Origin of the sequence: Aminobacter ciceronei, from assembly GCF_014138625.1 — a bacterium.
Taxonomy (GTDB): Bacteria; Pseudomonadota; Alphaproteobacteria; order Rhizobiales; family Rhizobiaceae; genus Aminobacter; species Aminobacter ciceronei.
This window is the reverse complement of record NZ_JACJHY010000021.1, coordinates 58,933-71,474: the sequence shown is the minus strand read 5'-3', so window position 1 is coordinate 71,474 and position 12,542 is coordinate 58,933. Positions and strand designations below refer to the sequence as shown.

Genomic DNA, 12,542 nt, shown 5'->3' with positions numbered 1-12,542 from the left:
GGACTGAACCCACGCTCCGTTCGAGGGGCTTCGCCTGATGGGCGCCTATATCCTCCGCCGCATCCTTCTGATGATCCCGACCCTGTTCGGCATCATGGCGATCTCGTTTGCCGTCATCCAGTTCGCGCCGGGCGGGCCGGTCGAGCAGGTCATCGCCAAGCTGACCGGCCAGGGCGGCGACGCCGCCGACCGTCTGTCGGGCAGCAGCGGCGACCTCGGCGGTAACAACAACTTCGATCCAGCGGGTGGCGAAGGTTCGTCCAAGTACCGCGGCGCGCAAGGCCTCGATCCGGAGTTCATCGCCAAGCTTGAAAAGCAGTTCGGCTTCGACAAGCCGCCGCTCGAACGCTTCTTCATGATGCTGTGGAACTACATCCGCTTCGACTTCGGCGAGAGCTACTTCCGCGACGTCTCGGTGCTCGACCTGATCCTCGAGAAGATGCCGGTGTCGATCTCGCTCGGCATCTGGATCACGCTCCTGTCTTACATGATCTCGATCCCGCTCGGCATCCGCAAGGCGGTCAAGGATGGTTCGAGCTTCGACATCTGGACCAGCGGTATCATCATCATCGGCTACGCCATCCCGGCCTTCCTGTTCGCCATCCTTTTGATGGTGGTGTTTGCCGGCGGTTCGTTCTTCGACTGGTTCCCGCTGCGCGGCCTGACCTCGGAGAATTTCGACCAGCTCTCACTCGGCGGCAAAGTGCTCGATTATCTCTGGCATCTGGCGCTGCCGCTGACGGCGCTCGTGCTGTCAGCCTTCGCCACCACCACTTTGCTCACCAAGAACTCGTTTCTGGACGAGATCCGCAAGCAGTATGTCGTCACCGCACGCGCCAAGGGCCTGTCCGAACACCGGGTGCTCTACGGCCATGTCTTCCGCAATGCCATGCTGATCGTCATCGCCGGCTTCCCGGGTGCCTTCATCTCCGCCTTCTTCACCGGCTCGCTCTTGATCGAGAACATCTTCTCGCTCGACGGGCTCGGCCTGCTCGGCTTCCGTTCCGTGCTCGACCGCGACTACCCCGTGGTGTTCGCCAATCTCTACATCTTCTCGCTGATGGGGCTGTTCGTCGCCCTGATCTCCGACCTGCTCTACACCTGGATCGACCCGCGCATCGATTTCGAACGGAGGGACGTCTGATGTCGGCGGTCGACACCGTATCCGTGCCGGTCAAGCGGCCCTGGCTCTCGCCGATCAACAAGCGGCGCTGGCTGAGCTTCAAGGCCAACCGCCGCGGTTACTGGTCACTGTGGATCTTCCTCGTGCTGTTCGTGCTGTCGCTGTTCTCCGAACTGATCGCCAACGACCGGCCGCTTCTGATCCGCTTCAAGGGCGAGTTCTACTCGCCTGTTATCAGCGACTATGGCGAGGAGACCTTCCTCGGCGACGAGGGCTTCCTGCCTGTTACCGACTACCGCATCTCGTTGGTGCAGGAGGCGATCGCGGCCAATGGCTGGGCGATCTGGCCGCCGGTCCGCTATTCCTACCGCACCACCAACAACGAAATCCCCGAGGCGGCACCCGCCAAGCCGTCCTGGATGTATGCCAAGGACGTGCGGTGCCAACGCTATCCGCTTGGCGTCGACGATCCCAACTGCACTGTCGGCAACTGGAACTGGCTCGGCACCGACGACCAGGCCCGCGACGTGCTCGCCCGCGTCATCTACGGCTTCCGCATCTCGGTGCTGTTTGGCCTGATCCTGACCGCCGGCTCGGCGCTGATCGGCGTGACCGCAGGCGCCATGCAGGGCTATTTCGGCGGCTGGACTGACCTTCTGTTCCAGCGCTTCATCGAAATCTGGTCGGCGATCCCGGTGCTCTATCTGCTGCTGATCGTCGCGGCGATCCTGCCGCCGGGCTTCTTCATCCTGCTTGGGCTGATGCTGCTGTTTTCCTGGGTGGCGCTGGTCGGCGTGGTGCGGGCAGAGTTCCTGCGCGCCCGCAATTTCGAATACGTCAACGCCGCGCGAGCGCTCGGCGTGCCCAACCGCACCATCATCTTCCGCCACCTGCTGCCCAACGCCATGGTGGCGACGCTGACATTCCTGCCCTTCATCCTCAACAGCTCGATCTCGACGCTGACGTCGCTCGACTTCCTCGGCTTCGGCCTGCCGCCCGGCTCGGCCTCGCTCGGCGAACTGCTCAAGCAAGGCCAGCGCAATCTCAACGCGCCGTGGCTCGGTTTGTCCGGCTTCGTCGTCATCTCGGTGATGCTGTCGCTGCTGATCTTCATCGGCGAGGCGACCCGCGACGCCTTCGATCCAAGGAAGACGTTCAAGTGAGCGCCGCCCCTCTCCTCTCCGTCCAGGACCTCTCGGTCGCCTTCAGCCAGGGCGGCACAACGACAAAGGCCGTCGACCACATCTCCTTCGACATCGCCAAGGGCGAGACGGTGGCGCTGGTCGGCGAATCGGGTTCCGGCAAGTCGGTGTCGGCCCTGTCGGTGCTCAAGCTCCTGCCCTATCCGCCGGCAAGCCACCCGTCGGGCAAGATGATGTTTGGCGGCCAGGACCTGCTCTCCCTGAACGAGAACGCATTGCGCAAGGTGCGCGGCAACAAGATCACCATGATCTTCCAGGAGCCGATGACCTCGCTCAACCCGCTGCACACGATCGAGCAGCAGATCGTCGAGGTGCTGTCGCTGCACCAGGGCATGGGCGAGCGGCAGGCCAAGGCGCGCACGCTCGAACTGCTCGAGGAGGTCGGCATCCGCGACCCCAAGAAGCGCCTCGACGCCTATCCGCACCAGCTCTCCGGCGGCCAGCGTCAGCGCGTGATGATCGCCATGGCGCTAGCCAACGAACCGGAACTGCTGATCGCCGACGAGCCGACGACGGCGCTCGACGTCACGGTCCAGGCCCAGATTCTCGAGCTGCTCGCCAAACTGAAGGCCCGCAAGGGCATGTCGATGCTGTTCATCACCCATGACCTCGGCATCGTCCGGCGCATCGCCGACCGGGTCTGCGTCATGACCAAGGGCCAGATCGTCGAAAGCGGGCCGACGAAGGAGATTTTCGACAATCCGCAGCACAGCTACACGCGCCACCTGCTGGCTGCCGAGCCGAAGGGCAAGCCGCCGGTTGTCGACGTGTCGGCCAAGACGGTGATGCAGGGCTCGGACGTCAAGGTTTGGTTCCCGATCAAGCAAGGCTTTTTCCGCAAGACCGTCGACCACGTGAAGGCCGTCGACGGCATCGACGTTGCGGTGCGCGCCGGCCAGACCGTCGGCGTCGTCGGCGAATCCGGATCCGGCAAGACGACACTGGGGCTTGCCTTGACCCGCATGATCTCGTCGCAGGGCCGGATCGATTTCGAAGGCCGCGAGATCGACAAGTTCAGCTTCGGCGCCATGCGCCCGCTGCGCCGCGAGATGCAGATCGTGTTCCAGGACCCGTTCGGCTCGCTCAGCCCGCGCATGTCGGTGGCCGACATCATCGAGGAAGGGCTCAAGATCCACGAGCCCCGGCTGAAGGCAGCCGAGCGCGACCAGAAGGTCGTCGATGTGCTGCGCGAAGTCGGCCTCGATCCCGAAACGCGCTTCCGCTATCCGCATGAGTTTTCCGGCGGCCAGCGCCAGCGCATCGCCATTGCGCGCGCCATGGTGCTCAAGCCGCGCTTCGTCATGCTCGACGAGCCGACCTCGGCGCTCGACATGAGCGTGCAGGCACAGGTCGTCGACCTGCTGCGCAACCTGCAGGCCAGGCACGACCTTGCCTATCTGTTCATCAGCCACGACCTCAAGGTGGTGCGGGCGCTGGCCAACGAGGTTATCGTCATGCGCAATGGCAAGGTGGTTGAGGCGGGACCCTCCGAACAGATTTTCGAGCGCCCGCAAACCGACTACACTCGGGCGCTGATCTCGGCGGCATTCCGGATCGAGACGGCGCCGACAGGTGTGGTCAGCGAATAGCAGGCGCAAGGGAAGAGCATGTCGACCAAGGCCAAGGGCAAGATCCTTCTTTCGATCACCGGGTTCAACCCGCAGCGCTGGTATGAGCTGCTGTCGGCGGAGCGCGAGGTAGTGCTCGAACCCGATGGCGCTGCCGACCCTTCGATCGACTATGCGGTTGTGTGGAAGCAGAAGCCGGGCACGCTCGCCAAGCTGCCGAACCTCAAGGCGATCTTTTCGATCGGCGCCGGCGTCGACCACGTCTTTGCCGACCCCGGCCTGCCCGATGTGCCGATCGTGCGCGTGGTTGCCGACAATCTCAGCCAGCACATGAGCGAGTATGTGCTGTGGCGGGTGCTCGACCATCATCGCCAGGGCCAGCTCTACCGCGCCCAGCAGACCAAGAAAGCCTGGCACGAGCCGCCGCAGCGGCCAGCCGAGGACATCTCCGTCGGCATCATGGGCATGGGCAATCTCGGTCGCGCCGCAGCCGACGTGCTCAAGGCAGTCGGCTTCCGCATCAATGGCTGGAGTCGTCGGCCGCAGGAACTAGCCGGCATCAACACTTTTGCCGGCGATGCCGGGCTGGTGCCGTTCCTCAACGCGACCGACATCCTCGTCGTGCTGTTGCCGCTGACCGACACGACCAAGGGCATCATCAATTATGGCTTGCTCAAGGAACTGCGCCGGCGCAACGGCCTCGGCGGAGCCGTGCTGATCAATGCGGGGCGCGGCAAGCTGCAGCGCGACGCCGACATCCTGCGCGCGCTCGACGACGGCACGCTGAAGGAAGCCAGCCTCGACGTGTTCGAGGTCGAGCCCTTGCCCAAGACCAGCCCGCTGTGGAACCACCCCAAGGTGTTCGTCACCCCGCACGCGGCGGCGACCTCCGACCCCGCGCATCTGGTGGCGCCGATGCTTAGCCAGATGGAAGCCTTTGAACGCGGGGCTGCGCTGGAGAACGTGGTCGACCGCAACGCCGGCTATTGAGGGCGCCGTCACTTCTCCCCTTGTGGGCAAGCTAGTCGCGCCCGTCGTCCCAGGCGAGCGCAGTGAGACCCGGGAGCCGTTGATCGGCGCGGCCGGGGGTCTGGGTTCGCGGATGCATTCATGACGGTCGCTGGGACGAAGACCCGGCCGTGCTTGACGATGGTCCGGTTGCGCTCCGGTTTCCGGGATGACTGCGGCCCCGAAGCCCCATCAATTGCCAAAGCAAGAAAACGCAGGGCGCGGAGCGCTTCTCCACGATCACAAAGCCCGAAACCGCCCGAAGCTGATTGCCCCTCACGGTCGCCGGAAGCTGGTCGGACCGCCATAGAGGTAGCCGATGCGGTCGATGGCCTGGCGCAGGCCTTCACGGGCAACGGTCATGGTGTGGCCGTTGGCGTGGATCATGTTTTCGCCATCGGTCATGATTGCGACATGGCCCTTCCAGAAGACCAGGTCGCCGCGCCGCAGCTGGGAAAATTCGGCACCTGCATCGACCGGGGTGCCAAGCGACGCCTCCTGCATGTCGGAATCGCGCAGCACCTTGCGACCTGTCATGCGCATCGACAACTGAACGAGGCCCGAGCAATCGATGCCGAAGGCGCTGAAACCGCCCCAAAGATAAGGCGTGTCGATCAGCCTTTCGGCAACAGCGACGAAATCGTCTGATTTGGTGCCGAGCGGCGCCAGGTGCTGCAGCACCACGGCCTCGCCCGACGGCAGCAGCCCGTAGCGCGTGCCGCGCGTTTCGGCGAAGCCGGTAACGGTGACCTGCGAGCCGATGGAGAGCTGGCCATTGCGCGGAGACTTCATGTCTGGACCTGGATAGACGAAGCTGCGCAAGGCGGTGACAACATGGGTCGGTTCCGCGCCGCGTGGTGCAAGATCACCTGACGAGACATAACCGACATAACCGTCGCGCTCAGCCTGGAGCCAGGCAAAGCCTTCGGCTTCCTCGAAGACCACGACCTCGTCGCCGTAAAGCAGTTGGGTGTTGAGACCGGAATCGGGGCGCGGTGCCTTGCGGACGTCGGCGACCGATGCGGAAATGCGCGCCGGACGGCCGGCGACGAAGCGCTCGGCGGTGACCTCGCCTTGCAGGCGGGCGTCGGCGAGATCGGGTCGGAAGGCGTGAAGGCGGCTGTCGCGGGCGGTCAAATCGGAAGCTCCATGGCTTTGGCAATGATAGCATCGCCCAATCGCTCGACATAGAGCGCGCCTTCAACAGTGCGCCGGATGAGCACGTTGCGCTTGTCGCTCTCGTCGCGGTGGCGCGACACCAGCTTGAGCGCGCCCATGGTGTCGAGGGCGCGGGTGATAACGGGCTTGCTGACGCCAAGGCGAGCCGCCAACCCACGCACCGTGTGCGGCGGCGGGTCGAGATAAATGGTGAGCAGGATCGCCATCTGGCGCAAAGTCAGGTCGGGTGCGTCGTCGCGCACCTCGGACAGGGAAAACTGCTGCAGCAGTCTCAGCGACTGGCTCGGACGCAACGCGATCGGCATGACGCCAGCATCCATTAGATTTGTTTCGGTTCCGTTTCATTTAATGAGGAATTTGCGACGCGGGCAAGGCGGATATCTCGCACCACCCTTCATCCGCCTGCCAGCGCCTTCTCCCCGCAATACGGGGAGAAGGATAAGCGGCTACGCCGATGCCCCCTCCACCGTCACGGGTCAGGGTGAGGATGAGGGCAATTTCACCCAAACCGTGCCGAAATGACCTTTTCCAGCGCGCGGATGGCCTGGGCTTCGCCGCCGGTCGGACCGTGCGGACGATCGCTCGGGTTCCAGGCGAAGATGTCGAAATGCGCCCAGCCTGGCGTCTTCTCGACGAAGCGCTTGAGGAACAGGGCGGCGGTGATCGAGCCGGCGAAACCGTCCGTGGTGACGTTGTTCATGTCGGCGATCTTCGACGACAGCTTCGAATCATAAGGCTTCCACAGAGGCATGCGCCAGATCGGGTCCTCGACGGTGACCGATGCGGCGGCAAGATCGGCAGCGAGTGCTTCGTCGTCGGTGTAGAAAGGCGGCAGGTCGGGGCCGAGCGCCACCCGCGCGGCACCCGTCAGCGTTGCCATGTCGATCAGCATTTGCGGCTGCTCGTCATCGGCAAGGGCGAGCGCATCGGCCAGCACCAGCCGGCCCTCGGCGTCGGTGTTGCCGATCTCGACTGATATGCCCTTGCGGCTCTGCAGCACGTCGCCGGGTCGGAAGGCGTTGGCCGAGATCGCGTTCTCGACCGCCGGGATGAGCACGCGCAGCCGGACGTTGAGCCGGGCCGCCATGATCATCGAGGCGAGGCCGAGGACGTTGGCGGCGCCCCCCATGTCCTTCTTCATCAGAAGCATGCTGGATGCCGGCTTGATGTCGAGGCCGCCGGTGTCGAAGCAGACACCCTTGCCAACCAGCGTGACCTTGGGTGCATCCTGGGGACCCCAGCTCAGGTCGATCAGGCGCGGCGCATCGTCGGAGGCGCGGCCGACAGCATGGATCATCGGGAAGTTGTGCGTGAGAAGGTCGTCGCCGAGCGTCACCTTGACGTCGGCGCCATGGACGCCGGCGAGTTTGCGCACCGCGGCTTCGAGCGCCGACGGGCCCATGTCGTTGGTCGGCGTGTTGACCAGGTCGCGGACGAGGAACACCGCATCAACGATGCGGTGCAGCCGTGCCATGTCGACACCGGCGGGCAGTTCGAGGCCAAGCGCCCTGCCCGGCTTCTTGCCGTAGCGGGTAAAGACATAGCCCCCGAGGGAAGCACCCAATGTTGCCAGTTCAGGCTGCGCCGGCGCGCCCTGGAAGTGCCAGTTGCCTTCGGGCAGGTTGCGCGCAAGCGCGCCGAAGGCAAGCCCGCTGTCGCCATTGCCGATGCCGAACAGCGCTCCGGCAAGCCTGCCATCCGCGCCGGGGATTGCCAGCACCTTTCCAGCCTCGCCGGCGAAGCCGTTGGCATTGGCCCAGGCCAAGACGTCAGCAGCGAGCCCGGCATTTTCGAGACCGCCCTTGGCGACAAGGTGGATCGGCAGTGCGTCGGAGGGCTTTTGCTCGAACAGTTCGACCGGCATTTCGGCTTCCTTCAGTCTCGGATGGCTGTGCCGTCAGGCGTTCTTAACCATCCGTTAGGGTTAACAGAATATTTCTCCAAAGCGGGGAAATGGCCTGTGAACGGCCACGCGAACGAATGGAGACCCGTCGCCGATGTTGACCAATCGCTCGATGAACGCAACGGGAAAACGCCTCGCCCGAATGGCTTTGCTGACGCTGCTGATGGCAAGCGTCGCCGGCTGCGGCGCCTCCAGGATGACGACCGGCTCGATCGGACGCGGCAAAGCGGTCGACACAATGTCGACGGGTGCGATCGGCGGCTCCGTCGACCAGATCGGACGGACCTATGCCCGCGACCCCAACAACAAGCCGGTGGCACTGCAATATGCCTCGGCGTTGCAGATCAAGGGTCAGACCGACCAGTCGCTGGCGGTGATGCGCAAGCTCGCCATCGGCTATCCCAAGGATCGCGACGTGCTCGCAGCCTATGGCAAGGCGCTCGCCGCCTCGGGACAATTCCAGCCGGCGCTCGATGCCGTGCGGCGCGCCCAGACACCTGAATATCCCGACTGGAAGCTGGTGTCGGCGGAAGCCGCGATCCTCGACCAGCTTGGCCAGACCCAGGATGCGCGCGGTCTCTATCGCAAGGCGCTCGACCTCAAGCCGAACGAGCCGTCGGTGCTGTCCAATCTCGGCATGTCCTATGTGCTCGAAGGCGACCTGAAATCGGCCGAGACCTATCTCCGCTCGGCCGCTTCGCAGCCTGACGCCGACAGCCGCGTGCGCCAGAACCTGGCGCTTGCCGTCGGGCTCCAGGGCCGCTTCGACGAGGCCGAACAGATTGCCAGCCAGGAGCTTTCGCCCGAGCAGGCGCAGGCCAATGTCAGCTACCTCAGGGGCATGCTGGCCCAGCAGAATGCATGGAACCAGATCAAGGCGGACGACAAGTCGAAGAAGAACTGACGGAACCGTCTGAGCCAATGCAAGAAGCCGCGTCATGACGCGGCTTTTTTGTGCCTCGATGAAGGGTGCTGCCCTACTCGCTGCTTGACTGCTGCTTGTCGCCCATCAGGCCGCGCTCACTGATCTGCATGCCGGCTGGGCCGAGGATGACGGCAAACAACACCGGCAGGAAGAACAGGATCATCGGCACGGTGAGCTTGGGCGGCAGTGCGGCCGCCTTCTTCTCCGCAGCGTTCATGCGCATGTCGCGGCTTTCGGCCGCCAGGACGCGCAGCGCGTGCGCGACGGGCGTACCATAACGCTCGGCCTGGATCAGCGCCTGGGTGATGGACTTGACCGAATCAAGCCCTGTACGGCCGGCCAGGTTTTCATAGGCCTGACGGCGTTCGGTGAGGTAGGACAGCTCGGCATTGGTGAGCACGAACTCCTCGGCGAGATCGACAGACTGCGCGCCGATCTCGTCGGCAACCTTGCGGAGCGCCGATTCCACCGACATGCCCGATTCGACGCAGATCAACAGCAAATCCAGCGCATCCGGCCAGGCCGCCTGGATCGACTGCTTGCGTTTGGTGGCTCGGTTGTTGACGTAAAGCACCGGTGCGTAGAAGCCGGCATATGCCAGAACGATGCAGATGAAAACCTTCATCAGGAACGGCTTGTCGGGGAACGCGCCAAGCACAAAGATGTAGAGTATGCCCAGCATCAGGCCGACGAACGGCAGGACCAGACGGAAGAACAGGAAGCGCGTCAGCGGGTTCTGACCGCGGAAACCGGCGATCTTCAGCTTGTTGAGCGTCGCTTCGTCGACGAGTGCCCGGCGCAGGTCGAGCCGCTCGACGATGTTGCGCATACCGATCGACTGCTGCTCGCGCAGGCCCTTGTGGCGGCGGTCGGCTTCGGCGGCAAGGCGCATGCGTTGCTTGGCGCGCAGCTCGTCGCGCTCAAGGGCAACCGCCTTCATGCGCCCCTTGAGCGGATTTCCGCTCAACGACGGCAGGACGGTGAACACAGTCGCGAACACCGCGATCGCGACGAGCAGCGCGATGAGGAAGGACGGATCGGTAAGCGATTTAACAACCTGGTCCGTCATCGGCCTAGACCTCGAAGTTCATCATCTTGCGCATCACAAAGATGCCGATCGCCATCCACACGCCTGAAATGCCGAGGATGAGGTGGCCGGTGCTCGTGACAAACAACGGCATGATGTAGTTCGGGCTCGAGAAGAAGACGAGCACGGCGACAACGACCGGCAACGAACCGATGATCGCGGCCGAGGCCTTGGCTTCCATCGACAGCGCCTGAATCTTGGCCTTCATCTTCTTGCGGTCGCGCAGCACGCGCGACAGATTGCCCAGCGCTTCGGAGAGATTGCCGCCCGCCTGGCTCTGAATCTGGATGACGATGCCAAAGAAGCCGGCTTCGGGACATGGCATTGTCTCGGTCATGCGCAAGGCAGCGTCCGGGATGGAGATGCCCACCTGCTGCGCCTCGACCATGCGACGGAATTCGCCGCGAACGGGTTCGGGCGATTCCGAAGCGATGAGGCGGATGCCATCATTGAGCGGGAGACCTGACTTCACGGCGCGCACGATGATGTCGAGCGCATTGGGAAATTCCTCGAGGAACTGCTTGACGCGGCGGCCGCGACGGAAGGACACGAACCACCTGGGCAAGCCAATGCTGCCGGCAAGCAGCGCGCCAGGCAGCAGGATCAGCGGCGCGCCCGCCAGATAGACCAGCAACGTAACGACGAGACCGCAGATCGCCGAACAAACGTAGAAGCGCTCGATCGTGACCAACATGCCGGCCTGTCTGATCTGCACGCGCAGCGGCGGCTTCTTGATGTTGCGGTCCTTGGCCTTCTGCTTTTCCTCGAGCTCCTTGAGAGTATCCTGGACCGACTTGCGCCTTTTGGCGACTTCGGCGACCCGGTCGCGCGAGGCCTTGACCACCGACTTGTCCGACTCCGTCTGCCTGACCAAGGCCATGCGACGGTCGGTGTTGGCCTGGGTCTCGATCCTGTTGAACAGGAAGGCATAGGCGACCGCGCCGGCACTCAAGCCGGCCAGTACAACGAAGATCAGCATCATGGCGTCGAGGCCGAACATGGCGTCAGATCCTCATCCTATGCATGTCAATCCGAAGCCTTTTCCATGGCTTCGAGTGCGGTCGCCAGACGTGCTTCCTCACCGTAGTAGCGAGCACGATCCCAGAAGTGCGGCCGACCGATGCCCGTCGAGACGTGGCTGCCGATCAGCCTGCCGTTCTGGTCCTCGCCTTTGATGTTGTAGAGCACCAGATCCTGGGTGATGATGACGTCGCCTTCCATACCGATCACCTCGGTGATGTGGGTAATGCGGCGCGAACCGTCGCGCAGGCGGGCGGCCTGGATGATGATATCGACGGAGCCGACGACGATCTCGCGCACGGTCTTCTGCGGCAACGAATATCCGCCCATGGCGATCATCGCCTCGATACGGTTGAGGCATTCGCGTGGGCTGTTGGAGTGAATGGTGCCCATCGAGCCGTCATGGCCGGTGTTCATCGCCTGCAAAAGGTCGAACACCTCCGGTCCGCGCACTTCGCCGACGATGATGCGCTCGGGCCGCATGCGCAGGCAGTTCTTGACCAGGTCGCGCATCGTCACCTCGCCCTCGCCTTCCAGGTTGGGCGGGCGCGTTTCGAGGCGCACGACATGCGGCTGCTGCAGTTGCAGTTCCGCCGAGTCCTCGCAGGTGATGACGCGTTCGTCGCGGTCGATGTAGTTGGTCAGACAGTTGAGCAACGTCGTCTTGCCGGAGCCCGTACCGCCCGAGATGATGATGTTGCAGCGGACGCGGCCGATGATCTTCAGCACTTCGGCGCCGTGTGGCGAGATCGCGCCGAACTTGACCAGCTGATCGAGCGTCAGCTTGTCTTTCTTGAACTTGCGGATGGTGAGGGCGGCGCCGTCGATCGACAATGGCGGCGCAATGACGTTGACGCGCGAGCCGTCGGGCAGGCGCGCATCGCAGATGGGGGAGGATTCGTCGACGCGGCGGCCGACCTGGCTGACGATACGCTGGCAGATGTTGAGCAACTGCTGATTGTCGCGGAAGCGGATCGAGGTCTGCTCGACCTTGCCGTTGACTTCGATGTAGACGTTCTTGGCCCCGTTGACCATGATGTCGGCGATTTCGTCGCGCGCCAGCAGCGGTTCGAGGGGGCCGTAGCCGAGCACGTCGTTGCAGATGTCCTCAAGCAGCTCTTCCTGCTCGGAGATCGACATCGCGAAGTTCTTGATCGCGATGATGTCGTTGACGATGTCGCGGATTTCTTCACGCGCGCTTTCAGGATCGAGCTTGGCAAGCTGCGACAGATCGATGGTGTCGATCAGCGCCGAGAACACCTGGCTCTTGGTGTCGTAATAGCTTTCGCTGCGCTCGCGCTGCGCCTTGCGCGGCTCTGGCGCATAGGAGGGCGTCGGCTCGAAATTACGCCGCGGCGCGGCTGCCGGTGCAGCCGGCGCAGGCGCCGCGGGGCGTGGAGCAACCAGCGTGTCGGCGGCCTGTGGCGATGCCGCGGGGGGCGGCGTCGTTGCGAGCGGACGGAACCCCGGCGTGGGGCGATTACCGTCGTCGTTGCCTCTCCTGCCAAACATGATCGACTAACACCT

Annotated in this window: 11 protein-coding genes; 5 read left to right on the top strand and 6 right to left on the bottom strand. The window is 63.8% G+C overall.

Features of this window, described 5'->3' with window-relative positions; genetic code table 11:
- The first annotated feature begins 37 nt into the window (after positions 1-37).
- From HNQ95_RS20710 to HNQ95_RS20695, 4 genes are read left to right on the top strand one after another with little or no spacing between them, the layout of a single operon-like run.
- Positions 38-1,144, top strand: a complete 1,107-nt coding sequence (locus HNQ95_RS20710) for a microcin C ABC transporter permease YejB (RefSeq protein WP_154385926.1) — start codon at positions 38-40, stop codon at positions 1,142-1,144.
- On the top strand, positions 1,144-2,286 hold the full coding sequence (locus HNQ95_RS20705; RefSeq protein WP_067965707.1) for an ABC transporter permease: 1,143 nt from the start codon (positions 1,144-1,146) through the stop codon (positions 2,284-2,286). Before HNQ95_RS20710 ends, HNQ95_RS20705 begins: the two co-directional genes overlap by 1 nt.
- Entirely contained in the window at positions 2,283-3,914 is a 1,632-nt protein-coding gene (locus HNQ95_RS20700; protein WP_067965709.1) for an ABC transporter ATP-binding protein, read from the top strand. Before HNQ95_RS20705 ends, HNQ95_RS20700 begins: the two co-directional genes overlap by 4 nt.
- A gap of 18 nt (positions 3,915-3,932) precedes the next feature.
- On the top strand, positions 3,933-4,883 hold the full coding sequence (locus HNQ95_RS20695) for a 2-hydroxyacid dehydrogenase (RefSeq protein ID WP_067965711.1): 951 nt from the start codon (positions 3,933-3,935) through the stop codon (positions 4,881-4,883).
- 294 nt (positions 4,884-5,177) lie between these two features.
- Here the strand turns inward: HNQ95_RS20695 and HNQ95_RS20690 are convergent, their stop codons facing one another.
- The 3 genes from HNQ95_RS20690 to HNQ95_RS20680 form a co-directional block, all read right to left on the bottom strand.
- Positions 5,178-6,038 carry a C40 family peptidase gene (locus tag HNQ95_RS20690; protein ID WP_154385927.1) on the bottom strand — a complete coding sequence of 287 codons (861 nt, stop codon included), beginning with the start codon at positions 6,036-6,038 and terminating at the stop codon, positions 5,178-5,180.
- Positions 6,035-6,385, bottom strand: coding sequence for a MarR family winged helix-turn-helix transcriptional regulator (locus tag HNQ95_RS20685; protein ID WP_067967155.1), 351 nt, complete (start codon positions 6,383-6,385; stop codon positions 6,035-6,037). The genes HNQ95_RS20690 and HNQ95_RS20685 overlap by 4 nt, the downstream gene beginning before the upstream one ends.
- A gap of 194 nt (positions 6,386-6,579) precedes the next feature.
- Positions 6,580-7,944 carry a leucyl aminopeptidase family protein gene (locus tag HNQ95_RS20680; protein WP_154385928.1) on the bottom strand — a complete coding sequence of 455 codons (1,365 nt, stop codon included), beginning with the start codon at positions 7,942-7,944 and terminating at the stop codon, positions 6,580-6,582.
- 133 nt (positions 7,945-8,077) lie between these two features.
- On the opposite strand from HNQ95_RS20680, the gene HNQ95_RS20675 reads away from it, so the two are divergent.
- The gene (locus HNQ95_RS20675) at positions 8,078-8,887 is read left to right on the top strand and encodes a tetratricopeptide repeat protein (protein ID WP_154385929.1); all 810 of its coding nucleotides are present in this window, start codon (positions 8,078-8,080) and stop codon (positions 8,885-8,887) included.
- Between the two features lie 73 nt (positions 8,888-8,960).
- Here HNQ95_RS20675 and HNQ95_RS20670 read toward each other — a convergent pair whose 3' ends face one another.
- Genes HNQ95_RS20670 through HNQ95_RS20660 form a run of 3 tightly spaced genes read right to left on the bottom strand, consistent with a single transcriptional unit; the run spans position 8,961 to position 12,527 of the window.
- A complete protein-coding gene (locus HNQ95_RS20670; RefSeq protein WP_067965719.1) occupies positions 8,961-9,977 on the bottom strand; it encodes a type II secretion system F family protein in 1,017 nt (338 codons plus the stop codon).
- 4 nt (positions 9,978-9,981) lie between these two features.
- Complete coding sequence (locus tag HNQ95_RS20665) at positions 9,982-10,995, bottom strand: type II secretion system F family protein (protein ID WP_154385930.1); 1,014 nt, start codon at positions 10,993-10,995, stop codon at positions 9,982-9,984.
- Positions 10,996-11,021: 26 nt separating this feature from the next.
- Positions 11,022-12,527 (bottom strand): TadA family conjugal transfer-associated ATPase, encoded by a 1,506-nt coding sequence (locus HNQ95_RS20660; protein WP_182575140.1) that lies wholly within the window; start codon positions 12,525-12,527, stop codon positions 11,022-11,024.
- Positions 12,528-12,542: the final 15 nt, after the last annotated feature.